Genomic DNA, 24,735 nt, shown 5'->3' with positions numbered 1-24,735 from the left:
CCGTCATCCTGCCCGCCCGGGCCCGGCGGCGCGGGCCCGGGCGTCGGCGGGTCGGCCTACGGCCACGGCCCCGCCGCCAACTGCTTACCGATGTACGCCAGCACGTTGCGTGCCTCGGCCGCGGTCTTCGTCTGCAGGATCAACCGGTTGACCTCGGCGTAGTAGGCCGGACTGTGGGTGGTGGAGTGCACGGCCGCGCCGAGCGGGTTGGCCGAGCTGACGAACCGGGGCAGGTAGACGCCGTTCGCCGCCTCGTTGATGCCCACCCCGAGGCTGGTCAGGTGCGCGCGGGCCGGTGCCGCCGCCTTGGCGCCGCTGGCCACGATGTGGTGCGCGGCGGTCTCCGCCGGGCGGACCACGTTCGCCGCGGTGAGGCTCCCCGCCAGGGCCTTCGCGTTCACCGAACACGGACCCGAGTTGTGCACGAGTACCGCGTCGGCCGCCCGGCCGTCGCCGGTCACCACGTAGAAGGTGTGGATGCCCGCGACGGTCAGGTTGTGCACCCGGTCGACCCGGGTGTAGGGCGCGACCCCGTCCACCATGGCGGTGCGGCCGTCGGCCAGCCGGACGACGTCCCCGAGCGCGAGATCACCGGCGTCGACCCAGGCCCCGGCCCCCACCACCCAGAACGGGTGCTTGTCGGTGGCGGTGATGACCTCGCCGTTGACCTCGACGTCGACCAGGTGCTTCACGCCCTGGCCGATGATCAGGTGGGTCACCTCGCGGGGTCCGCGCTCACCGGTCTCCGGGTCCTCGGCGAGGACCAGGTCGCCGGTGCGGACGTCCTCGATCGGCTTGGTGCTGCCGTCGGCCATCACCACCCGGGTGCCGGCGGCGAAGCTGTTGCCGACACAGGGGATCTTGGCGGCCGTCTCGACCACCTTCTCCGCGGTGCTGGGCACCGCGCGGGCGGCGACGTCGTCCGCGGCGGCCGCCGCCACCTTCGGCGCCGCGGTGGCCGCTCCCTTGATCGCCGAGGTGGCCATGCTCGCGCCGGCGCTGCCGACGATCGAGATGCCCGCGTCGATCAGTTCCGCGTTGGACTTGCTGACCCCGGCCGCCTGCAGGCCCGAACTGGTGAAGGAACTGGTCTCCTCGCCGCTGAACAACTGCCGGGCACCGCTGATGGCGACGTCGACGCCGTGCACCGCCACCGCGCCACCGGCGACCGCGCCCACACCCGTCCAGCTCGTCGCGGCCCCGAGTGCCACGCCCGCGGCGGCCTCGGCGACACCGCCGACGAGTTTCACCCCGCCGAGCACCCTGTTCCAGGGGAACCTGCCGTCGGGATCACCCAGGCGTATCGGGTTGTTGTAGGCGTACGTGTAGAGCGCCAGGTTCATCGACGCGTACACGCCGCCGTTCGGGGTGCCCTCCAGGTAGTTCTCCAGCACCGGGTCGGGCGTCTGCCAGACCTGGGTACGCGGGTCGTAGTAGCGGGCGCCGTAGTAGTAGAGGTTGGTCTCCTGGTCGTACTCCTTGCCGGTGTACTGGTGCGGCACCGGCTGCGAGGAGTGCTCGCTGACCCAGGTCTCGCCACCGGGGAAGTACTGCAGGTGCTCGCTCATGCCGCCCTGGTCGTCGGTGACGAACCCGGTCGACCCGAGGTGGTCGCTGTGCGAGTAGTACTGCCGGTCCTCGCGGCGGAAGTCCGGCTCGACCAGCTTGGTGATCAGCTTGTCCTGGCCGATGTAGACGTGCTTGAACTCCTGGTTGCCCCGGGTGGAGTAGTTCTGGTTCGGGTAGATGTGGAACTGCGCCCCGTCCTTGACCACCCGGCTGCCCTGGTCGTCGTAGTGGTAGCGGGCGCTGTTCGGGGTGCCGCCGGCGTTGTCGCAGGACGCCGGGGTCTGCGGCAGCGTCTTGCTCTGCACGTTCTCGTGGCTGCAGGCGAGGCGGTTCTCCTCGTCCCAGATCATCTGCCGGCGCGGTCGGGGCTGCTGCTCCCGGCTGATCTGGTTGCCGTTCTCGTCGTACTGGAAGGTGTAGATGCCGATGCTGGTCGGCGCGTGCGGCTTCCCGCTGCCGTAGGCGTACCCGTAGTTGTAGCTGAGCTTGCCCTCGACGATCGTGTTGCCGTTGCTGACCAGCTCGTGGGTCTGGCTCTTGCTGGTGATGTTGTGCAGGCTGTCGTACTTCAGGTCGACCCGGTAACGGTCGGTCTGCGGGGTACGCGGCTGGTAGCTGCCCTCCGCGTGGGTGAGCTGGTAGAGGTCGTCGTAGGTGTAGCTCTGCTTGCTCGGGCCGCCGACCTGCATGCCGACCTCGGGGCCGCTGGGCGCGACCGTGTCGTTGGCGATCGACATGATGTTGCCGACGTTGTCGTAGCTGTAGTCCAGGTTGTGGAAGACGTAGCCGTTGGAGAGCTTCGCCTGGATGTTGCTCAGCCGCCGGTCCTCGGTGTTGTACGAGTAGCGGGTGCGGGTGCCGTTGCCGGTGTCCAGCAGGATCCGCTGCTCGAACTTGTCGTAGTCCAGCCGCTTCAGGTAGTCGTAGCTGAACTCGCCCTTGACGCCCCGGGCCGAGTCGACCTGGCCGCCGCTGTTGTAGTGGTAGGAGAGCTTCTCCCCGTCCGGCCAGGTCATCGAGAGCATCCGGTTGAACGAGTCGTACCGGTACTCGGTGGTGAAGGTCTGGATGTGGCTGCCCTGGGCCGGGGTGGTGCGGGACTCCTTGATCAGCTCGCCGAGCGGGCCGTACCGGCGGTTGACCTTGCCGGCGCCGTCGACCACGTCGGTGATCCGGTTGGCCGCGTTCTCCGGCGCCCCGGGAGCCCCGTAGGTGTAGCTCACGTTGTTCGCCGGGAAGACCGGGTACCGGATCGCCTTGAGCCGGGTGTAGTCGTAGTCGTACTCGATCGCCTTCGACACCGCCGCCAGCTTGCTGGTGACCTTGCGGACCAGGTTGTTGGCCAGGTCGAAGGTGGAGCTGACGGTGCCGGAGTCGGGGCTGGTCAGCGACGTCCGCCGGCCGAAGTTGTCGTACGTCGAGCGGGTGACGTTGCCCTTGTCGTCGGTCGCGGCGACCAGCTCACCGATCGGGTTGTAGCGGTAGCTGGTCCAGATGACCGGCTGGCCGCCGGCCGGGTTGAACTCCTTGACCGCCGTGGTGATCTGTCGGGCGTCGGTGTAGGTGCGCTTGGACTTGCCGTTGGCGTCGGTGACCACCGTCTCGAACTGGGTCACCCCGTCCCGGTCCGGGCCGAAGCCGTACTCCATGGTGGTGGCGGTGCCGTCCGGGAAGGTGGTGCGGGTGGTCCGGTCCAGCACGTCGTAGCGCACCTCGGTCGGGGTGACCGGGTCGTACGCCGGGTTGAAGGTGAGGTTGCCGGCGCCCTTCGGCTCGGTCACCGGGTACCAGCTCTTCACCGCCCGGCCCAGGAAGTCGTACGTCACCCGCCCGGAGACCACCATCACGTCCTCGGGCGCGCCGTCCGGGGCGGCCGGCACCGCGGCGTCCTTCTTGGTCTGGGTGGTGCGGTTCAGGCCGTCGACGAAGGTGATCGTGTCGATGGTGTCGTCGCGGACACCGCCGTCGGCCTCGCGGTCCACGTGCCGGGTGACCGCGTACGGGTACGCCGCCTCCGGGTGGTACTCGAAGTCGATGGTGAACCGGTTCTCCGGGATCTCGTACGGCCCGGAGACCTGGTCGAGCCGCCCGACCGCGTCGTAGGTGTTGCGGATCTGCTGGTTGTTGAAGTCGGTGGTGGTCTCCACCAGGCCGAACTTCAGGTTGTGGGTGGCCGTCGACCGGTAGCCGAAGCTGTCGCTGATCGACTCGACGTGGGTGTCGACCACGTCGTCGTAGGTGTAGTCCAGCCGGTACCGCTGGCCGGCCTGGTTGGCCGGGCCGGTCACCGACTTCAGGTTGCCGTCGCCGAAGTACTCCAGGTCGGTGGTGGCCGTGGCGCCGTCGGCGAGGGCGACCCGCACCTGGGTGAGATCGCCGGTGGTGCAGTTGATCGTCGACTCGCGGTGCCGCATCAGCGTGCCGTCACCGCGTACGTCGATCTGCTTCGGCATGCCGATCAGGTACGCCGCCTGGCAGGCCGGGTCCTGCGCGGTGTAGACGATTCGCGCGTCGAGGTCGTCGGCGGCGCCCGCGTCGGCGGCGTCGAACTGCCGGGTCAGGTTGCCGACGTCGTCGTACTCCCGGGTGACGTAGGTGGTCTTGCCCGGGCTGGCCGCGCCCTCGTGGTAGTTCACGTCGGTTCGGGAGTTCTGCGGGAACAGCGTCGCGGTGGTGCTGGCCAGGTCGGCCGGGGAGCCCGGCGACGAGACGTTGCGGGCGGTGTAGGTCTGCACCGTCTCCTGGTACGGCCTGCGGGCGCCGTCGGCGGTCAGCTCCTGCTCCAGCAGCCCCTTGGTGTAGAAGCTGTCGGTGCGGAAGGTGCGGGTGACGCTGCGGCCCACGGCGTCGCCGTTGGCGTGGTCGCGGTGCTTCTCCACCACCGTGCCGTAGCCGCGGAACTCCCGCTCCCGCCGGTCGTAGACGCCGCCGTCGTAGTCGTAGGTGACCAGCTGCACGTCCTGGCCGTCACCGGGCCGGCCGTCGTCCACCGAGACCTTCGCCAGCACCCAGCGCGACTGGGGCTGGCCGTAGGTGTTGCCGTCGCGGCTGTAGTCGAACTCCATCCGGCCGCCCAACGGACGGTCGACGGAGGCGAGCAGGTTGGTCCGGCCGGTCCGGTTCTCGGCCACCACGAGCTGGTTGTCCCGGGTGGAGGAGAGGTGGTCGGCGTACCCGTCGCCGTTGATGTCCCGCAGCGCCTGCTCGGTACGGCTGGCGCCGGTGGCGATGTCCGCGCCCGGGTTGATCACGACGCAGACCACGGTGAAGCAGATGCCGAAGGTGAAGTAGACGCCGCCGCCCAGCTTGGCGTTGCGGTCGCCGTTGACGTCGGTGAGGCTGCCGTGGAACGGCACCGGCGGCTCGAACCCGTTGCCGGTGTTGAAGCCGACCCGGATCGGGCTGCCGGAGAGGACCTGGTCCAGCAGGCCGTCGCCGTTCATGTCGGCGAGCGTGCCGGCCGAGGAGGACCGGCCCTGGCTGAACGAGGCGCCACCGGCGAAGCCGTAGAAGTCGGTGTTGAAGCCGATGTTCAGCCCGGCGTTGGTGCCGCTGCCCTTGTTCAGGCCGGCGGGGTTGCGCCACTGCTCGGCGGCGGCGAAGGCGTACCCGAGGTTGAGCGCGACCTTGCCGTTCTCGTACACCCGGTCGGGCAGGCTGTCGCCGTTGACGTCGAGCAGGTCGAACGCCCCGTCGGAGCGGGTGCCGCCGAAGCTGCCGCCCACGCCCAGCGGCGGCATGTCGTTGCCGGACTGGGCGCTGGTGGCCGCGGAGGTGCCGGGCGGGCTGTCGTACCCGCGGCCGGTGGAGATGGTCCGGGCCGCGCTGCCGGCGCTGGCGTTGCCGGAGACGTTGGTGCTGCGCCGCACCGCCCCGTCGGGCAGCGTGCCCCGGGTGTCGCCGAGCGCGCCGTCCGGGTCGGTGTACTGCACGGCGCCGGCCCCGACCACGTCGGGGAACTGGTCGCCGTTGAGGTCGAGGAAGTCGACCTGCCCGGTGCTGTCGCCGGTGGCCAGGCTGCCACCGATCGACCCGATGCCGCCGCCGACGCTGCCGGTCAGCGACACCTGCTGCGACCGGGACAGCCGGGGCACCGCGGTCGCCCCGGCGAAGTCCTGCGGCCGGGGCAGGTTGATCGAGTCCACGCCCAGCCGGGAGCTGCTGACGCTGCTCCGGGCGATCCAGGAGTGCTCACCGGCGCCCCACCGACCGTCCTGCGGCGACGGGGTGAACGGGGTGACCTTCGGCGGGTCGACCCGGGGGTCGGCGGCGAAGTCGTCCTTCTGCGCCTGCGGGTCGACGCTGTCCGGCAGCTGGTCGCCGTAGTGCTCGTCGACCACCAGGTCGTCCTGGTTGATCGGCTGGGTCGCCCGGTCCTTGTTGCCGTTGTAGCCGACCGCGCCCCAACCCCGGTACGGCTGCGGGAACGCGCCCTCCTCGGCGGCGCTGTGGAAGGCGCTCGGCGCGCTCGACCCGCCCACGGTGACCGACTGGCCGGTGAGGAACGCGCGCAGCTTCGGGTCGGTGGTGCTGAAGTCGAACCACAGCTCGTCACCGGTGTCGGCGGTGATGTCGAAGGCCCCCGGCGAGGTCAGCACCCCGTTGGTGACCTGGAAGTGCCGCTTGGCCACCAGCTCGCCGCGGCGCTTGACGGTGAACGCCACCCGGGCGGTGGGATGCTCGGCGCCGAAGGCGAAGCTCAACGTCGGCTCCACGCTCAGCGTCCCGCCGCTGGTGACGGTGTACGCCGACTGCGGCGCGGTCAGCCCGTCGACCGGGTACAGGTCGAGGGTGTACGGCGGGTGCACGTCGATGAAGGGCTTGCCGTTGGCGTCGGTGAGCCGGTCGACCCCCGGCGCGGCGGTGTAGTAGGCCCGCGGCGTCCAGGTCAGCTTGTCCACGTCGACCGGGGAGTCGACCCGGATCCGCCACTGCAGCGTCTGTCCCTGCTGGACGTCCAGGTCCAGGTTGACCGGCACGCTGCCGGTGGTGCCGGCGGCCAACGTCTGCTCCAGCACCGGCGTGCCGTTGCGGGTGATCAGCACGGTCACGTCGTCGGAGGTGGCGCCGGCCTTCACCAGGTCGCCGGAGAGGTGCATGGTGCCGGTCAGCGGCACCTTCACCGTGGCGGCCCGGCCGCCCAGGGTGAAGTCGCGCGAGGCCTGGAACCGGTACGACGGCAGCCCGTTGACATCCAGCGGGTCGCCCACGCCGACGTAGCTGACCTTCGGGTCCCAGGTCACCTCGTCCAGTCCGCCGTCGGCGGCCGAGCCGACCCGGAAGTAGAGCCGGTCGCCGCGCGCCACGGTGACCGCGTCCACGCCGGTCGGCGTCTTCGCGCCGTCGTCGTCGGCCTCGATCCGGGCCGACCAGAGTTCGGTGCTCTCCTTCTGCACCGCGACCCGGACCCCGTCGGCGGTACGCGACTCGGCGCGCGCGGCGGCGGTGCCGGGGGCCAGCTGCACCGCGCCCTCGACCTGCACCGTGCCGTCGTACGGCGCCACCCAGCGGCGGACGCTGTCCAGCAGCGGGAACGAGTCGGTCAGCCGGTCCCGGTCGGCGTTGAACGAGTCGAACAGGCCGGTCGCGTCGACCTCGCCATGGCCGATCGGGACGGGGGTGTCAACGCTGACCCCGTAGACCGGGACGCCGTTGGCGCCCACCCGGCCGAACAGCACGCTGGCGCCGTTGACCAGGTCCTGGATGCCGTCGCCGTTGACGTCGCTGAAGTACTGCTCGGTGGTGGCGAACGAGTTGACGTAGTCGAGCTGGGCGGCGGCCGCGCCCAGGTAGCCCTCGACGCCCAGGGTCAGGGTGTTGCTGGACTCGCCCATGATCCCCGGCAGGTTCAGCGGCTGCGCCTGGGCGGCGAACGTCGCCTCACCGGTCGGGCCGGAGAGGTTCTTGCGGTACTTCACCGACCCGCCGTCGCGGAAGACCTTGTCGGGCAGCGAGTCGCCGTCGACGTCCACCAGCGCCAGCAGCCCCTTGTCGCTGCCGTGGCTGAAGCCGACCTTCACGCCGACCGAGCCGGACTTGCTGGGCGAGCTGCCCACGCCGACGTACAGGTGGCCGCCGCCGCTGGTGTTGGTGTTGGCGTTCAGCGCGCTGGCGTTGCCGGCCTGCTCCGGGGTGAGGTTCAGCGCCGCGCTGCTGAGCCCGTCACCGGGCGAGGTCCACGGCTGCGCCCGGAACGCCTGGTACTGCCCGGCGGAGTCGCGGATGTCGTCGTGGTAGCTGAACCGGTGCCGGTTGAACTCGTGGCCGTCGGCGTCGTACTGGATCACCGCGTCGAGCAGCGTCTTGGCGAACGCGCCCCGCTGGTAGGTGAACTCGTAGCGGCGGATCAGGTTGTCGTCGAGGGTGACCTTCACCTCGCGGAGCAGGTCCGCGGTGACCCGCTTGAAGCCACCCCGGGCGTCGATGGAGGTGTCGACGCGCAGCGCCTCGCCCCGCTCGCGGTCCCGGTCGAAGCTGACCGCGTACCGGCCCTCGCTGGTGCCCTGGCCGGTGTAGGTGATCTTGTCGACGTAGAGGTTGCGGCCGGGCACGCTGCCGCCGGCCAGGCCGGTGTCGTCCACCTTGGCGTAGTGGTAGCGCATGAAGTTCCCGCGCGGGTCGCGCACCTCGCGGACCGACCAGAGGAAGACGTTGCCCGCGTCGTCGGCCAGGCTGGCGTCGGTGGCCGGCCCGTCGGCACCCGCCACCGCGCCGTAGTGCCAGTGGATGCCGTTCTTGTCGGTGACCTCCCAGGTGTAGTTCTTCGGGTTCGTGCCGTGCCGGACGATCCGCGCGAAGCTGCCCTCGATCCGGGTGTGGAAGACCTTCTCGGCGCTGCGGGCCACCGGCGCGCCCCGGTGCGCCACGGGGGTGAGCTGTTCGCCGTTGAGCAGGTACGTCTCGCTCGGTCGCACCGGCGTACCGGGGCACGCCCCACCGGGTGTCCACCGAGATGCTGGGCACCGAGAGGTCCCAGCCCACGCCGGTCCAGCCGTTGCCGGAGGAGGAGCTGTAGGAGAGCCCGAGCTGCGGGGTCAGGCCCTGCCGGCCCGGCGGCACCTGGATCGGGTACGCCAGGTGGTTCTCGCCCTGGTTGTTCGCCGACGGCGGGGCGATCAGGTTGATCCCGGAGCCGGGGTCGGCGGCCTGGATGCCCTTGATCTGGTTGGGGTTGAACTGCACGCCCTCCGGGTGCTCCGGCACCGTCACGGTCGCGTTGATCATGTCGGTGAAGTGGTCGGTCAGCGAGGTGACGGTGTGGTTGACCTCGTCCACCGACACCCGCTCCAGGACCTGCCAGCAGGTCTGCACGTCGTCGAAGAAGTACGTGTAGATGTCCTGCGCGGTGAACTCCTCGGTGAGCAGCGCCGGGTCGTACGGCAGCGTGACCTGGATCGAGGCGGCGAACTGCTGCGGGTGCGGGGTGAACCGGTAGCCACCCCCCTTCGTCTTGCCCGTCACGTTGGTCATGCCGCTGTCCAGCTTCGGGGTCAGCCCCTTCGGCAGGACGGTGACGCCGATCCCGGTCGGCAGCCGGACCGCCTTCGGCCCGATGGCCAGCTTCGCCCCGCCGTACGAGACGGTGGCGGCGATCCCGGGCGCGACCACCTGCTGGTAGTCCGGCAGGGTCGCCGCGACGTTGGTCATCGCCGCGGTGCCGGCGCTCTCGCCGCAGGCCGGGCCGGGCGTGGTCGCCGACTGGGTGCTGGTGCGGTCCGGTCTGGGGCGCGCCACCGAGGCGGACAGTCCGGAGGTGACGAGGGCGAGTACCGCGAGGACGGCCAGCAGCCTGGTCCATCGGCTCGTCAGAGCGTGGAGGCGGAACCCGGGGAGGGGAGGATGCCACATGGTCGAGACCCCTTCGGCGGCACACGTGGGACGAGGGCTCACGCAGTATCGACAGGTCTCAGCGCCGGGCGACATTGGCCATCGCAGTATTTAAACTGTCGGATAGTAGATGTAACGCCTACTCAGCGTGAGGCGCTGCGGCTTCCCTCGCCGGCACGTCCACCCCGGATTCAGCTCCGCGCGGCACCGCCGGCCGGGGTTCCCGGGCCCCCGGGCGCAGCCCGCCGACCAGCAGCGGGGCCACCGTCAGCACCAGGCAGGCCGCCGACATCACCCACAGCGCCGGGATCAGCCCGAGCGCCGCCGCCGACCAGCCGCCCAGCAGCGCGCCGACGGGCAGCCCCAGGAAGGCCAGCGAGCCGGAGATGCCGATCACCCGGGTCTGCAACGCCTCCGGCACCCGCTCGTAGAGCGCCGCGCCCAGCAGCGGGTTCACCGTCGCGATCGCCATCCCGGACAGGAACGTCACGGTGAGCACCACCACCAGCTCGTCGCTGAGCGCGAGCGCCAGCAGCCGGGGCGTACCGCTGGCCGCCGCGCCCACCGCGAAGGTCAGCTGGCGGGGCAGCCGCGGCCCGGCGGCGGTGAAGAGCACGTTGCCCAGCAGCGCGCCGCCGGAGAAGACCCCCAGCACCAGGCCGAAGCCGGCCGGGTCGCCGAACACCTCGGCCACCCAGAGCGGGATGTAGACCGCCACGCTGGCGTTGGCGAACATGTTCAGCGCGGAGACCACCACCAGCATCGTCAGCAGCATCCGGTCGGTGCGCAGGTAGCGGAAGCCGCCGCGCAGCGCCCGCAGGTAGCGCTCCCGGGGCGCCGGCTCGGTGGGTGCCGGCGGGTGCACGAGGACGCCGATCAGCAGCGCGCAGACCGCGAAGGTCGCCGCGTCGATCCAGATCGCCCGGGTCACCCCGACCCAGGCGATGAGCAGCCCGCCGAGCACCGCGCCGAAGAGCGTCACCCCGCGCACCAGCCCGTCGTAGGCCGAGGTGAGCCGGATGAGCGGCACCCCGGCGCGCTGCGCGGCCGGACGGAACATCACGTGCTTGACCCGGTCGCCGATGCCGCGCAGGCCGCCGGCGACCGCGACCAGCGCGACCAGCGCGCCGAACCCCAGCCAGGGCGCCAGCGCCACCACGGCCATCGCCACCGCGCTCGCGGCGTCCGCGACGATCGAGGTACGGCGCACCCCGAACCGGTCGGCCCAGGGCGTGGCCAGCGCGCTGGAGAGCATGTAGGGCAAGGTCTCCGCCGCCGCGACGAGGCCCATCTTCGTCGGGCTGCCGGTGGTCTCCAGCACCAGCCAGGGGATCGCCACCACCGAGATCCGGCTGCCCAGGTTGGAGATCAGGTCGGCGGCGACCAGGACGGTCAGCTCCCGCCGCGGCTTCACGCCGGGCTGCCGATCCCCGCTCCGGTGGCCTCCGGCGCCGGTGGCTGCGTGGCGGCGTGCCGGGCCCGCAGGGCCAGCTTGTCCACCTTGGCCGAGCGGTTGAGCGGCAGCGCGTCGAGGAACTCCACCCCGCCGGGCGCCCAGGTCTCGCTCAGCTCGGCGGTCACCAGCGCGATCAACTCGTCGCCGGTCACCGTGGCCCGCGGCGCGCGCACCACGTACGCGTGGGGCAGCTCGCCGGCGACCGGGTCGGGAACGCCGACCACCGCGGCGGCGCGTACCTCGGGGTGGCCGGCGAGGACGTCCTCGATCGGGCGGGAGTAGATCGGCCAGCTGCGCTGCCGGGTGAGGATCCGGTCCTGCAACCGGTCGACCAGGTAGAGGTAGCCCTCGTCGTCGAGGTGGCCGATGTCGCGGGTCCGGACCCAGCCGTCGACCAGCGTCTCGGCGGTCAGCTCCGGCTGGCCGTGGTAGCCGGCGAAGCTGAGGTTGGTGCGTACCCACACCTCGCCGTCGGCGCCCGGGGGGAGCACCCGTCCGTCGGCGTCGCGGATCTCGATCGCCACGTCCCCGTACGGCTTGCCGCAGGAGCGCAGCCGCTCCGGGTGGGCCGGGTCCTCGGCCAGGCCGGGCAGCGCGGTGATCACGACGGCCTCGCTGAGGCCGTACACGATGCGCAGGACCGGGCCGAAGCGCGCGATCGCCTGCCGCAGCCGGGCCGGCGCGGCGGGCCCGGCGCCCACGTTGAACATGAACATCGCGGAGAAGTCGGCGCCGTCCAGGGCCGGGTGGTCGAGCACCTGGTAGAGCATCGGCGGGGTGACGAAGGTGGAGTTGATCCCCTCCTGCTCCACGGTGCCGATGAACGCCACCGGGTCCCACTGCTGGCGCAGGAAGAGCACGCCGCCGGTGAAGAGGTTGAACAGCGTGGTGATCTGCCCGCTGGCCAGCCACATCGGCGAGTGCGACAGGTGCCGCAGCAGCGGGAACCCGGCGGCGCGGAAGTCGGCGGCCAGGGCGAGGATCTGCCGGTAGAAGCTCTCCCGGTGGTGCACCAGCTTGGGCGTGCCGGTGGTGCCGCTGGTCTGCAGGAACGACTCCGGCGTGGGTGGGGCGTCGGGCAGCTCGACCGGGGCGCCGGGGGCGAGTTCCGCGCCGAGGCGCAGCACCGGCACCCCGGGCAGCGAGGCGGCGATCTCCGCGCCGAGGCCGTCGGTGGCCCGGGCGTCGGGTACGAAGGCGTCGGGACGAGCCAGCCGGACGAACTCGTCGATCTCCCGGCGCGAGGTGACCGGGGCGATCCACATCGTCCGGCAGCCCAGCAGGTGCAGCGCGAGCTGGAGCAGCGGCCCCTCGACCGCGTTGCCGAGCATCACCAGCACCGCCGCGCCGGGCCGTACGCCGTGCGCGGCGAGCGCTCCGGCCAGCCCGCGCACCTCGTCGGCGACCTCGGTGTAGGTGAGCCGCCGGCCGTCGCCGACCAGCGCCTCCCGGTCGCCGAAACCGGCGAACAACTCCAACGCCTGGTGCACGTAGCTGGTCGGTCGATCGGTCATCGCACAGCCCCCAGTCGATGCGTGGCGGCCGGCGCGACCTGCCCGGTGGGACGCGTCGCGGCGACCGGCAGACAATGGCATCCGGGCAGGTCAGAGCCCGGGACGCGACGGGTGCGCGGCATGGCGACCGCACCGCCGCCGGTTTACGAGCCTAGGGGCGGGACGTCCTGACCGGACAGAGTCGAACGGTGTCCGGCGGCTCCCGCCGGACATTTGATCACGTCGATCGGGTTGATTGACGCCCGTCAGCGCCAGCCGCTAGGTTTCTGGACCATCGTCCGGGCGGTGCCGATCATGGACGCCGACTCCGGGCTGCCAACGATGGAGGTTCCATGTCGACCCCGAAGAGATGGCACGTCATAGCTTCCGCGGCCACCCTGCTGGTCGTGGCCACCCCGGCGGTGGTGGCCAGCGCCGGCCCGTCCGACACCGACACCGCCCGGCACGGGCGGGCCGAGTGGGCGGGCAGCTGGGCCGCGGCGGTCACCCGCGGCAACACCGTAGGCCTGACCAACACCGGCCTCAACAACCAGAGCATCCGGATGATCGTGCACACCAGCGTCGGCGGCGACCGGCTGCGCGTGCGACTGACCAACCTCTACGGCGACCAGGCCGTCAAGGTCGGCCACGCGACCGTCGCCCGGCCGAACACCGGCACCCCCGACGACCGGTCCGACATCGACGCGGCCACCCTGCGCGAGCTGACCTTCGGCGGAGCCACCTCGGCCACCATCAACAAGGGCGCCGAGCTGCTCAGCGACCCGCTCGACTTCGCCGTGCGGGAGCAGGAGGACCTCGTCGTCACCCTGCACTTCCCGGTGCTCACCGGGCCGGTCACCTTCCACGGCCAGTCCAAGGTCACCAACTTCATCGGCGCCACCGACCTGACCACCGCGGCCGACGGCGCCGGCTTCACCATCCGGCCCAACTGCTGCTGGATGTTCCTCTCCGGGCTGGACGTCGAGCGCCGGCACACCCCGGGCTCGATCGTCGTCCTCGGCGACTCCATCGGCGACGGCAACGGCAGCACGGTCAACGCCAACAAGCGCTGGCCCGACCTGCTCGCCGACCGGCTCGTCGACGCCCGGCCCGAGGTGCGCACCCCCGGCGTGCTCAACCTCAGCCTCGCCGGCAACCGGCTCAACCACGAGGGCCCCGAGCCGGGCGCCGGTGGCTTCCCCGGCTACAACGAGCTGGGCCCGAACGCCCTGGCCCGGCTCAACGAGGACGTCTTCCCGCAGACCGGGGTGAAGACCGTCGTCACCCACCTGGGCATCAACGACATCTGGATGTCCGGCGACTCCGCGGAGCAGATCATCGCCGCGCTGCGGCAGGTCAACCAGCAGGTCAAGGCGCGCGGCCTGCGCAGCCTGGCGGCCACCCTCACCCCGTACGAGGGGCACGGGAACCCGGGGGTGTGGACGCCCGAGAAGGATGCCACCCGGCAGGCGGTCAACAGTTGGCTGCGCGGCGCGGGCGCCCACGAGTTCGACGGGGTGCTCGACTTCGACGCGGTGCTCCGCGACCCGGCGCAGCCGGGCCGGCTGCTGCCCGCGTACGACTCGGGTGACCACATCCACCCGAACGACGCCGGCAACCAGGCGATGGCGCACGCCGTACCACTACGACTGCTCGGACTGTGACACCGGTGGGGCGGCGGGGTGACCCGCCGCCCCACCGTCCATCCTGGGGAGAAAGCAGCAGCGTGGACGTCGACGAGATCCTGACCGGCCTCTACAGCGAGCCGGGTCGGCAGCACCCCTATCCGTGGTACGCGGCCCTGCACGGGCACGGTCCGATCAGCACCGTGCCGACCCGCGCCGAACACCGCACCATCACTACGGTCGCCGTCGGTTACGACCTGGTCAGCCAGGTGCTGCGCGACCCGGAGTGGTACAAGCAGGCCCCGCCCGGCTGGCAGGAGCAGGAGATCCTGCGCACCTTCAACTCCTCGATGATGTTCGTCAACCCGCCGGACCACACCCGGATGCGCTCGGTCTTCGCCAAGACGTTCACCCCGCGCCGGCTGGGCGCCCTCGAACCGGTGATCGTCCGGGTCGTAGACACGCTGCTGGACCGGATGGCGGAGGCGGGCGCCGACGGCACCGAGACCGACTTGGTGGCCGACTTCGCGTACCCGGTGCCGGCGCTGGTGATGGCCGAGTTCATCGGCCTGCCCGAGTCCGACCTGTCCTGGTACCGGCAGCGGGTCGACTGGATCGACGAGTTCCTGGACGTGGCCGGGAAGACCCCGCAGCGCCTCGCCCAGGCCAACCAGGCCGCCGAGGAGCTGCGCGACTACTACCGGGACCTGATCGCGCACCGCCGCGCGCGGCCCAGCGAGGACCTGATCAGCGGGCTGGTCGAGGCGGTGGACGCCGGCGACGTGGCGCTGACCGAGGCGGAGCTGATCAGCAACCTGATCGTGCTCTTCAACGCCAGCTTCGTGACCACCGTCTACATGTTCAGCAACGGCCTGCCGCTGCTGCTCGCGCATCCCGACGTGGTCGCGGCGCTGCCCGGCGACGACGCGCTCGCCCGGGGGTGCGTGGACGAGGTGCTGCGGCTGGAGAGCCCGGTGCACTTCCTGGCCCGGGCCGCGCCCCGCGACACCGAACTCGGCGGCGTACCGGTCCGGCGGGACGAGAACGTCCTGCTGATGATCGCCGGCGCCAACCGCGACCCGGCCCGCTTCCCCGACCCCGACCGGTTCGACTCGCGCCGGGACGGGCCGCCCTCGCTCGCCTTCGGCGTCGGCCCGCACTTCTGCCTCGGCGCCGCGGTGTCCCGGCTGGAGGGCCGGCTCGCCCTGCCCCGGCTGCTGGCCCGCTTCCCGCGGCTGACGGTCACCCGGACACCGACCTACAGCGGGAGCCTCTTCCTGCGTGGCATCGACAAGCTCTTCGTCTCGACCGGCGGATAGGAGACGACATGCCCCTCGACCCCCAGGTCGTGGCGTACCGGGCCGCGCGGGCCGCGGCCGGCACGCCGCCGCTCTACACCCAGAGCCTCGCCGAGGCCCGCGCCGCCGACCTCGCCGCGATCCGCGCCGGCGGCGGCGACGTCGAGCCGGTCCACCAGGTACGCGACACCCACGTTCCCGGCCCCGCCGGCGACCTTCCGGTACGGGTGTACCGGCCGGCCGGCGACGGCCCGCTGCCCACCCTGCTGTACTTCTTCGGCGGCGGCTGGACGCTGGGCAGCGTGGACACCGCCGACGGCATCTGCCGCCGGCTGGCCAACGCCTCCGGCGGCCAGGTCGTCACGGTCGGCTACCGGCTCGCCCCCGAGCACCCGTTCCCCGCCGCGGTGCACGACTGCCACGCCGCGACCGCGTGGATCGCCGCGCACGCCGAGGAGTTCGGGGCGGACCCGGAACGCCTCGTGGTCGGCGGCGACAGCGCCGGCGGGAACCTGGCGGCGGCGGTGACCCTGCTGGCCCGTGCCACCGGCCCCCGGCTCGCCGGGCAGCTGCTGGTCTATCCGAACACCGACCAGCGGGCTGACCGCGCCCCGGCCGGCGACGAGGACCCGCTGCTGTTCAACCGGCACTCCGTCGACTGGTACCGGCGGCACTATCTGCCGGACCCGGCCGACGCGGCGGACCCGCAAGCCTCCCCGCTGCTCGCCGCCGACCTCGCCGGCCTTCCGCCGGCCCTGGTCGTCACCGCCGAGTACGACCCGTTGCGCGAGGAGGGGGAGCGGTACGCCGAGCGGCTGCGCGAGGCGGGCGTGCCGGTCACGCTCAGCCGGTATCCCGGGATGATCCACGGGTTCTTCGCGATGCCCGGCGTCTTCGACGCCGGCCGGCGCGCGCAGGACGAGGCCGCCGCGTTCCTGCGGGACCGCTTCGCGCTGGCCGGGCCGGCCGATGGCTGACCCGGTGCGCTCCGACCTGCCGGCGCCCCGGCCCGCCCCGGCCGGCCGCACCGACGACCGGCCGCCGGTCTGCCTGGGGGACTTCGCCGAGCTGGCCCGGGCGGCGGTGCCGCCGGGAGTCTGGGACTACGTCGACGGCGGCAGCGGCGCCGAGACCACCCTCGCCGCCAACCGGGCCGCCCTCGACCGGGTCGCCGTGCTGCCCCGGATGCTCACCGGGGTGGACGATCCCCGCACGGCGGCGATGCTGCTGGGCCGGGAGCAGGCGATGCCGGTGGCGGTCGCGCCGATGGCGTACCAGCGGCTGCTGCACCCCGACGGCGAGTCGGCGCTGGCGGCGGCCGCCGGCGCGGCCGGGGTGCCCTACGCGCTCAGCACGCTGAGCAGCACCACCATCGAGGAGGTGACCGCCGCCGGGGACGGGCCAATCTGGTTCCAGCTGTACTGGCTGCGCGACCGGGGGCTGGTCGCCGACCTGCTGGACCGGGCCCACACCGCAGGCTGCGCCGCGCTGATGGTGACCGTCGACGTGCCGGTGCTCGGCCGGCGGCGGCGCGACGTGCGCAACGGCTTCGCGCTGCCGCCGGACGTCACCGCGGCGAACCTGCCCGGCGGCCGGGACGACCTCGCCCACACCGGCACGCCCGGGGTGTCGGCGATCGCCGCGCACACCGGCGCGGTCTTCGCCCCCGCGCTGACCTGGGCCGACCTCGACTGGCTGCGGGACCGTACTCCGCTGCCCCTGCTGGTCAAGGGCCTCCTCGACCCGCGCGACGCGGTGCGGGCGGTGCAGGTCGGCGCGGACGCCGTGGTGGTCTCCAACCACGGCGGCCGGCAGCTCGACGGCGCCCCCGCCACCGCCACCGTGCTGCCCGAGGTGGTCGCCGCCGTCGACGGCCGCGCCGAGGTGCTGCTCGACAGCGGCGTACGCAGCGGCACCGACGTGCTGCGCGCGCTCGCCCTCGGCGCGACCGGGGTGCTGCTGGGCCGGCCGATGCTCTGGGCCCTGGCGGCCGGCGGGCGGGCCGGCGCGGAGACGGCGCTGGCGTTGCTCGCCACCGAACTGCGCGACGCGCTCACCCTCACCGGCTGCGCCGACCCGGCGGCGGCGCGCGACCTGCGTACCCTGACCGGAGGTTGAGCCGTGGACGAGCCAGTGGACCTGGACCTCGCCTCGTTGCACCCGGCCGTCGACGACCCGGCGTTGACCTCGATGAACTTCCTCAACGAGGTGGCCCAGCACTGGCCGGACGCGGTGTCGCTGGCCGCCGGCCGCCCGTGCGAGGAGTTCTTCGACGACGACGCGCCGGGCCGCTGGCTGGACCGGTTCCGCCGGCACCTCGTCGAGGATCTCGGGCAGCGCCCCGAGCAGGCGCGGCGCACCTTGTTCCAGTACGGCCGGACCAAGGGCGTCGTCCATCAGCTCGTCGCCCGCAACCTCGCCGTCGACGAGGGCGTCCACGTCGACCCCGAGGCGGTCGTCGTCACGGTGGGCTGCCAGGAGGCGATGTTCCTGGTGCTGCGCGCGCTGCGCGCCGGACCCCGGGACGTGCTGCTCGCGGTGGCCCCGACGTACGTCGGGCTGACCGGCGCGGCCCGCCTGCTGGACCTGCCGGTGCGGCCGGTGGCCGGCGGCCCGGCCGGGGTGGACCTGACCGACCTGCGCGACCAGGTGCGCCGGGCCCGCGCCGAGGGACTGCGGCCCCGGGCCTGCTACGTGATGCCGGACTTCGCCAACCCCTCCGGCGCCAGCGTCAGCCTGGCGGATCGGCGGCGCCTGCTCGACCTGGCCGCCGAGGAGGAGCTGCTGCTGATCGAGGACAACCCGTACGGCCTCTTCCCGGCCGGCGAGCAGGGCCGGCTGCCCACCCTCAAGGCACTGGACACCCGGCGTCGGGTGGTCTACCTCGGCTCGTTCGCCAAGACGGTGCTGCCCGGCGCGCGGGTCGGGTACGTGGTCGCCGACCAGCGGGTCGCCGGCCGCGACGGTGCCGTCGGGCTCCTCGCCGACCAGCTCGCCAAGATCAAGAGCATGGTCACCGTGAACACCTCGCCGCTGGCCCAGGCGATCATCGGCGGGGCGCTGCTGGAACACGACTGCTCGCTGGTCACCGCCAACGTGCGCCCACGGGCGGCGTACGGCCGCAACCTGCGTCACCTGCTCGCCGGCCTGGCCCGACGGTTCCCGGCCCCCTCGCCGGTGCGCTGGAACGCGCCGGCCGGCGGGTTCTTCGCGGTGGTCACCGTGCCGTTCCCGGTCGACGACGCGCTGCTGCGCCGCTCGGCGGAGCGCTACGGCGTGCTGTGGACCCCGATGGCGCACTTCTACGACGACGGCGCGCCGGTCAATGCGCTGCGCCTGTCGGTCAGCGCGGTCTCCCCGGACCAGATCGACCTCGGCCTGGACCGGCTCGCCGCGCTGGTCGCCGACGAGCTCGACCGCGCGCCGCTGCCCGCCGGATGACACCGCACCGTCGCCGATCCGCCACCCCCGGTGGCCGTCGGCTCCCCACCGAACGGCCATAATGGACGCCATGGTCGCTTGGGAGTACGCCCTGCTGGTCCGTCGCTACCAGGGGCAGGGACGCAATTTCCACGTCTCGTTCGTCTGGTACGGCCCGGACGGGTCGCGCACCGACATCACGGCGTACGGCGACACCGCGATCGCGCACCTCAACCGCGCCGGCCGGGACGGCTGGGAGCTGGTCTCCGCCGTCGAGGACGTGAACAACGTGCAGGGCAGCACCGAGGTGCACCGCTACCACCTGAAGCGTCCGATCGCCTGATTCCGCGCGGTTGCTAGCGTGACCTTCCGGCGCGGGAGGGTCCGCCGGCGGGGACGGGAGGGCGAGGGGTGCGGCAGCGGTACGCCGTCGGCGTGGACTTCGGCACACTGTCCGGCCGGGCGGTGGTGGTCGCCGTCGACGGCGGCGCCGAGCTGGGCAGCGCGGTACACCCGTACCGGCACGGAGTGCTCACCGACCGGCTGCCCGACGGCCCGCCGCTGCCCCCGGACTGGGCCCTGCAGGACCCGACCGACCACCTGGCGGTGCTGCGGATCGCGGTGCCCGCCGCGCTGGCCGCCGCCGGGGTCGACCCGTGCGACGTGGTCGGCATCGGCGTGGACGCCACCTCCTGCACCGTGCTGCCGACGCTCGCCGACGGCACCCCGCTCTGCACGCTGCCCGGGCTGCGGGACCGGCCGCACGCCTGGCCCAAGCTGTGGAAGCACCACGCCGCCCAGTCCCAGGCCGACCGGATCAACGCCGTCGCCCGGGAGCGCGGCGAGACCTGGCTGGGCCGCTACGGCGGCCGGGTCTCGGCCGAGTGGCAGCTGGCCAAGGCGCTGGAGCTGCTGGAGGCCGACCCGGAGGTCTTCGACGCCGCGGAGCGCTGGATCGAGGCCGCCGACTGGATCGTGTGGCGGCTCTGCGGGCGGGAAACCCGCAACGTCTCCGCCGCCGGCTTCAAGGGGCTGCGCCAGGACGGCCGCGAGCCGTCCCCGGAGTTCCTCGCCGCGCTGCACCCGGCGCTGCCCGGGCTGCTGGCCAAGGTCGACGGGCCGCTGGCCGCGCTGGGCGCCCGGGCGGGGACGCTCACCGTCGAGGCGGCCGGCTGGACCGGCCTGCCGGAGGGAACGCCGGTGGCGGTCGGCACCATCGACGCGCACGTCACCGCGGCGGCCGCCCGCTGCGTCGCGCCCGGGCGGATGCTCGCGGTGCTGGGCACCTCCACCTGCCTGATCATGAACGCGGACGACTGCCACGAGGTGCCCGGCGTGTGCGGGGTGGTCGACGGCGGGGTGAGCGCCGGCAGTTGGGGGTACGAGGCCGGGCAGAGCGGGGTGGGCGACATCTTCGCCTGGTACGTCGACCGGGCGCTGCCCGCGTCGTACGCCGACCAGGCGCGGCGGCGCGGCGTCAGCCCGTACGAGCTGCTGGACTCGCTCGCCGCCGAGCAGCCGGTCGGCGGGCACGGGCTGCTCGCGCTGGACTGGCACAGCGGCAACCGCTCGGTGCTGATGGACCACGAGCTGAGCGGGGTGCTGGTCGGGCTGACCCTGGCCACCCGGCCGGAGGAGATCTGGCGGGCGCTGCTGGAGGCGACCGCGTTCGGGGCGCGGACCGTGGTCGAGGCATTCACCGCCGCCGGGGTGCCGGTGCGCGAGCTGACCGCCGCCGGTGGCCTCACCGCCAACCGGCTGCTGCTGCGGATCTACGCCGACGTGCTCGGCCGGCCGCTGCACGTGCTGGACGCGGCGCAGCCGGCGGCGCTGGGCGCGGCCATCCACGCGGCGGTGGCCGGCGGGGCGTACCCGGACGTGCCGACCGCGTCGGAGGCGATGGGTGCGCCGCACCGCGAGACGTTCCACCCGGACCCGGCCCGCGCCGCCGCCTACGACGAGCTGTACGCCGAGTACCGGGCCCTGCACGACCACTTCGGCCGGGGCGGCACCGACGTCCTGCACCGCCTCCGCGCCCTCCGCAACCGCGCCCTGCGCGACTGACCCGCCCGGCCCGCCGCCCACCCCGCGGCGACCTCGGTGATCAAGAGGTTTGCGTCGGGGAGAGCGCATTCCCGTGACCGAAACTTCTTGATCACCGGGGGCGCGGGGGAGGGGGAGGGACGGCGACGCCCCCCCGGGCGGGGCCGGGGCGGGCGTCGGGGGGGGGGGGGGGGGCAGGGCAGGGGGACGGCGGGGTAGAGGGGGAAGGCGGTGAGCAGCTCGGTGGCCTGCTTGCTGATCTTGTCGGCCAGCGCCGGGTCGAGGACGTACTTGGCCTTCGACGGGGTGCCGTCGGGGTTGCTGCCGGCCTGCGTCTGGCTGAGCACGGTGTGGATCAGCTCGGCGGTGGCGTCCATCTCGGCGACGCCGAGGCCCCGGGTGGTCAGCGCCGGGGTGCCGATCCGGATGCCCGAGGTGTACCAGGCGCCGTTCGGGTCCTGCGGGACCGCGTTGCGGTTGGTGACGATGCCCGAGTCCAGCAGCGCCTGCTCGGCCTGCCGGCCGGTCAGCCCGTAGCCGGAGACGTCGAGCAGCACCAGGTGATTGTCGGTGCCGCCGGTGACCAGCTTCGTACCCCGGCGCACCAGGCCCTCGGCGAGCGCCTGGGCGTTGTCGACGATGCGCTGGGCGTAGTCGGCGAAGTCGGGGCGGCGGGCCTCGGCCAGGGCGACGGCCTTGGCCGCCATCACGTGCGGCAGCGGACCGCCGAGCACCATCGGGCAGCCCCGGTCCACCTGGTCGGCCAGCTCCGGACCGCAGAGCACCATGCCGCCGCGCGGGCCGCGCAGCGACTTGTGGGTGGTGGTGGTGACGATGTGCGCGTGCGGCACCGGGTCGAAGTCGCCGGTGAAGACCTTGCCCGCGACCAGGCCGGCGAAGTGCGCCATGTCGACCATGAAGGTGGCGCCGACCGAGTCGGCGATCTCCCGCATGATCCGGAAGTTCACCTTCCGCGGGTACGCCGAGTAGCCGGCCACCAGGATCAGCGGCTTGAACTCCCGGGCCGCCGCGGCCACCCGGTCGTAGTCGATCAGACCGGTGGTCGGGTCGGTGCCGTAGCTGCGCTGGTCGAACATCTTGCCGGAGATGTTCGGCCGGAAGCCGTGGGTGAGGTGGCCGCCGGCGTCCAGCGACATGCCGAGCATCCGCTGGTTGCCCAGCTCCCGGCGCAGCGCGAACCAGTCCGCCTCGGTGAGGTCGTTGACCTGGCGTACCTGGGCCTTCTTCAACGCCGGGGACTCCACCCGGTCGGCCAGGATCGCCCAGAACGCCACCAGGTTGGCGTCGATGCCGGAGTGCGGCTGCACGTACGCGTGCGCGGCGCCGAACAGCTCCCGCGCGTGCTCGGCGGCGAGCGCCTCGACCGTGTCCACGTTCTGGCAGCCGGCGTAGAAGCGGCGGCCGACGGTGCCCTCGGCGTACTTGTCGCTGAACCAGTTGCCCATGGCCAGCAGGGTGGCCGGGGAGGCGTAGTTCTCGCTGGCGATGAGCTTGAGCGACTCGCGCTGGTCGGCCAGCTCGGCGCCGATGGCGTCGGCCACCCGGGGCTCGACGGCGCGGATCACCTCGAGCGCGCTGCGGAATGCGGTGGATTCGGCGTTCAGCGACATGCGACCTCCTACAGACGTGCGGAAGGCCCAGGCGCTCGGCGTGCGTCCTCATGACGGGACCGCTTCCCGATGGTGCTCCATCCCCACGCGCCAGTCACGGCCCGCGCCGATCCTACCGGGTCGCCCCGGCGGGGCCCGCCCGACCTCGCCGGGACGCCGGTGGTTGGGCGGGCCGGTGGTGGGCACAGCACCGGGTGGGGCCGCGACGGCACGCGCGGTCCGCGGACGAGAGGAGACAGGCAGATGAGCGCACCGACCACCGGACGGCCGCTGGCCGTGGTCACCGGGGCCTCCAGCGGCATCGGGTACGAGCTGGCCGGCCAGTTCGTCGTCCACGGGTACGACGTGGTGATCGCCGCCGAGGACCCGGGCATCGAGGAGGCGGCGGAGCACCTGCGCCGCGACGGACGCGCCCAGGTCCGGCCGGTCCGGGTGGACCTGGCCACCTTCGACGGGGTGGTGGCGCTGGCCGAGGCGGTCGACGCGACCGGGCGGCCGATCGACGCCCTGGCGGTCGCGGTCAACGCCGGGCGCGGCGCCGGCGGGGCGTTCGTGGGCGACACCGACCTGCACGACGAGTTGAACATCATCGACGTGAACGTCACCTCGCTGATGCCCGGCCCGACCGACACGAAGTTCTTCGAACGCGCCGACATGACGGACACCCGGGTCGGCGCCGGCAGCAAGGACGACCCGGCCACGGTCGCCGCGCAGGGCTTCGAGGCGATGATGAAGGGGGAGGAGAAGGTCGTCGCCGGCTCGCTGAAGAACAACGTGCAGACGGCCGCGGCCCGGTTCACCCCGGACCGGCTCAAGTCCGAGCAGCACCGGAAGATGGCCGAGCCGGGCTCGGCCGACTGACCCGCCGCCGCCGCGCGGCCCCCACGCCCGCGGCGCGCTCTGCGTACGATCGGCGGATGCCATCCGAGGACGCCGGCGGCAGCCTGGTCGCCATCAGCGACCTGCACGTCGGGTACGCGGAGAACCGGGCGCTGGTCGAGGCGTTGCGTCCGTCCTCGCCCCGGGACTGGCTGATCGTCGCCGGGGACGTGGGCGACACCGCCGCCGACGTCGAGTGGGCGCTGGGTCTGCTGGCCGAGCGGTTCGACACGGTGGTGTGGGCGCCCGGCAACCACGAGCTGTGGACCCCGCAGGGCGACCCGGTCACCCTGCGGGGCGTGGCGCGCTACCAGCACCTGGTGCGACGGTGCCGGGAGCTGGGCGTGCTCACCCCGGAGGACCCGTACCCGGTGTGGCGGGGGCCCGGCGGGCCGGTGCTGGTGGCGCCGCTGTTCCTGCTCTACGACTACAGCTGGCGGCCGGCGGGCTTCGACACCCGCGAGGCGGCCCTGGCCGAGGCGTACCGGACGGGAATCGTCTGCACCGACGAGTTCCTGCTACACCCCGACCCGTACCCGAGCCGCCACGAGTGGTGCGCGGCCCGGGTGGCCGAGACCGCCCGCCGCCTCGCCGAGCGTGATCCGGCCCTGCCGACCGTGCTGGTCAACCACTGGCCGCTGGTGCGCGAGTCGACCCGGGTGCTGCGCTACCCGATCTTCGCCCAGTGGTGCGGCACCGAGGCCACCGCCGACTGGCACCGCCGCTTCGGCGCCACCGCCGTGGTCTACGGGCACCTGCACATCCCCCGGACCACGTGGCACGACGGGGTCCGCTTCGAGGAGGTCTCGGTGGGTTACCCCCGGGAGTGGCGGCGCCGGGGCGTACCCCCGGGGCGGGTGCGGCAGATCCTGCCGGCGCCGGACGGCGTGCCGCCGACCGCCTGGTGACGCGCGCCGGGGCCCGGCCGACGGCCGGGCCCCGTGCGGGGGAAGCGCTCAGGCGGTCACCGCGTGGACGGCCTTCTTGATCGCCTTGGGGGCGGTGGGGGTACGCGGCGCGTCCTTGCGCATCGCGATCATCCGCTCACCGATCTCCTGGAGCTGGTTGCGGCCGAGGGCCTCGCGCACCTTCGGGAACCACTCCTGCTCCTCCTCCTCGACGTGGTGCTCGACGTTCTCGATCAGCACCGTGGTCTTGGCGACGAAGCGCTCGTCGGAGGCGTCCATCGCGGCCAGCTCCGCGCAGAGCAGGTCGGCGACGTGGTGCTCCTCGTACGACTCGAGGATGTCGTTCTCGAGGTCGGGCAGGAGCTTGCGGACCTCCGGGTACATCACCTCGTTCTCCAGGTAGGTGTGCACCGTCAGGGCTTCGAGGATCTGGTTCACCAGCTGCTGGCGCTTGCTGGCCGGGCCCTCCTCGGCCTTCTGGAACTCCTTGAAGAGTCGGCGCATCTCCTTGTGGTCCTCTTTGAGCAGGACGATGGCATCGGTGGACACCGGCAGACCTCCTTGTCTCGGCTGACGTCTGCCCCGG

General features: G+C 72.8%; 15 protein-coding genes, 2 pseudogenes and 1 riboswitch. Of the genes and pseudogenes, 11 read left to right on the top strand and 6 right to left on the bottom strand.

What is annotated here, in order from left to right; all coding sequences use genetic code 11:
- Positions 1-56: 56 nt before the first annotated feature.
- On the bottom strand, positions 57-8,483 hold the full coding sequence (locus KBX37_RS35190; RefSeq protein WP_307848998.1) for a polymorphic toxin-type HINT domain-containing protein: 8,427 nt from the start codon (positions 8,481-8,483) through the stop codon (positions 57-59).
- A 58-nt stretch (positions 8,484-8,541) separates the two neighbouring features.
- A pseudogene (locus KBX37_RS35910) lies at positions 8,542-8,793 on the bottom strand (SpvB/TcaC N-terminal domain-containing protein); the annotation flags it as partial.
- Between KBX37_RS35910 and KBX37_RS08330 the strand changes: the two are divergent.
- Positions 8,720-8,902 carry a hypothetical protein gene (locus tag KBX37_RS08330; protein WP_210775369.1) on the top strand — a complete coding sequence of 61 codons (183 nt, stop codon included), beginning with the start codon at positions 8,720-8,722 and terminating at the stop codon, positions 8,900-8,902. The pseudogene KBX37_RS35910 and the gene KBX37_RS08330 overlap by 74 nt on opposite strands.
- 117 nt (positions 8,903-9,019) lie before the next feature.
- On the top strand, positions 9,020-9,187 hold the full coding sequence (locus KBX37_RS08325; RefSeq protein WP_210775368.1) for a hypothetical protein: 168 nt from the start codon (positions 9,020-9,022) through the stop codon (positions 9,185-9,187).
- 348 nt (positions 9,188-9,535) lie between these two features.
- Here KBX37_RS08325 and KBX37_RS08320 read toward each other — a convergent pair whose 3' ends face one another.
- Both KBX37_RS08320 and KBX37_RS08315 read right to left on the bottom strand, forming a co-directional pair.
- Positions 9,536-10,810 (bottom strand): MFS transporter, encoded by a 1,275-nt coding sequence (locus tag KBX37_RS08320; protein ID WP_210775329.1) that lies wholly within the window; start codon positions 10,808-10,810, stop codon positions 9,536-9,538.
- Positions 10,807-12,366, bottom strand: coding sequence for a class I adenylate-forming enzyme family protein (locus KBX37_RS08315; RefSeq protein WP_210775328.1), 1,560 nt, complete (start codon positions 12,364-12,366; stop codon positions 10,807-10,809). The genes KBX37_RS08320 and KBX37_RS08315 overlap by 4 nt, the downstream gene beginning before the upstream one ends.
- Positions 12,367-12,725: 359 nt before the next feature.
- Here KBX37_RS08315 and KBX37_RS08310 point away from each other — a divergent pair, with 359 nt between their 5' ends.
- From KBX37_RS08310 to araB, 7 genes are all read left to right on the top strand, one after another.
- Positions 12,726-14,009, top strand: a complete 1,284-nt coding sequence (locus KBX37_RS08310; protein ID WP_210775364.1) for an SGNH/GDSL hydrolase family protein — start codon at positions 12,726-12,728, stop codon at positions 14,007-14,009.
- A 62-nt stretch (positions 14,010-14,071) separates the two neighbouring features.
- Entirely contained in the window at positions 14,072-15,289 is a 1,218-nt protein-coding gene (locus tag KBX37_RS08305) for a cytochrome P450 (RefSeq protein ID WP_210775327.1), read from the top strand.
- A gap of 8 nt (positions 15,290-15,297) precedes the next feature.
- The gene (locus KBX37_RS08300; RefSeq protein ID WP_210775326.1) at positions 15,298-16,245 is read left to right on the top strand and encodes an alpha/beta hydrolase; all 948 of its coding nucleotides are present in this window, start codon (positions 15,298-15,300) and stop codon (positions 16,243-16,245) included.
- A complete protein-coding gene (locus tag KBX37_RS08295; protein WP_210775325.1) occupies positions 16,238-17,386 on the top strand; it encodes an alpha-hydroxy acid oxidase in 1,149 nt (382 codons plus the stop codon). Before KBX37_RS08300 ends, KBX37_RS08295 begins: the two co-directional genes overlap by 8 nt.
- Before the next feature lie 3 nt (positions 17,387-17,389).
- A complete protein-coding gene (locus KBX37_RS08290; protein ID WP_307848997.1) occupies positions 17,390-18,709 on the top strand; it encodes a PLP-dependent aminotransferase family protein in 1,320 nt (439 codons plus the stop codon).
- Between the two features lie 61 nt (positions 18,710-18,770).
- Entirely contained in the window at positions 18,771-19,031 is a 261-nt protein-coding gene (locus KBX37_RS08285) for a hypothetical protein (RefSeq protein ID WP_210775324.1), read from the top strand.
- A gap of 68 nt (positions 19,032-19,099) precedes the next feature.
- The gene (araB, locus tag KBX37_RS08280; RefSeq protein WP_210775323.1) at positions 19,100-20,752 is read left to right on the top strand and encodes a ribulokinase; all 1,653 of its coding nucleotides are present in this window, start codon (positions 19,100-19,102) and stop codon (positions 20,750-20,752) included.
- Positions 20,753-20,931: 179 nt separating this feature from the next.
- Here araB and KBX37_RS08275 read toward each other — a convergent pair.
- A pseudogene (locus tag KBX37_RS08275) lies at positions 20,932-22,362 on the bottom strand (glycine hydroxymethyltransferase); the annotation flags it as partial.
- 18 nt (positions 22,363-22,380) lie between these two features.
- Positions 22,381-22,470: riboswitch (ZMP/ZTP riboswitch) on the bottom strand.
- Positions 22,471-22,605: 135 nt separating this feature from the next.
- Here KBX37_RS08275 and KBX37_RS08270 point away from each other — a divergent pair.
- Both KBX37_RS08270 and KBX37_RS08265 read left to right on the top strand, forming a co-directional pair.
- Positions 22,606-23,223 carry an SDR family oxidoreductase gene (locus KBX37_RS08270; RefSeq protein ID WP_210775322.1) on the top strand — a complete coding sequence of 206 codons (618 nt, stop codon included), beginning with the start codon at positions 22,606-22,608 and terminating at the stop codon, positions 23,221-23,223.
- A 56-nt stretch (positions 23,224-23,279) separates the two neighbouring features.
- The gene (locus KBX37_RS08265; RefSeq protein ID WP_210775321.1) at positions 23,280-24,149 is read left to right on the top strand and encodes a metallophosphoesterase; all 870 of its coding nucleotides are present in this window, start codon (positions 23,280-23,282) and stop codon (positions 24,147-24,149) included.
- A 48-nt stretch (positions 24,150-24,197) separates the two neighbouring features.
- On the opposite strand, the gene KBX37_RS08260 is transcribed toward KBX37_RS08265, so the two are convergent.
- A complete protein-coding gene (locus KBX37_RS08260) occupies positions 24,198-24,698 on the bottom strand; it encodes a hemerythrin domain-containing protein (protein ID WP_210775320.1) in 501 nt (166 codons plus the stop codon).
- Positions 24,699-24,735 lie beyond the last annotated feature (37 nt).

It is taken from the genome of Micromonospora sp. U56, from assembly GCF_018070095.1.
Lineage (GTDB): Bacteria > Actinomycetota > Actinomycetes > Mycobacteriales > Micromonosporaceae > Micromonospora > Micromonospora purpureochromogenes.
This window is presented reverse-complemented; position numbering and strand designations above follow the sequence as displayed.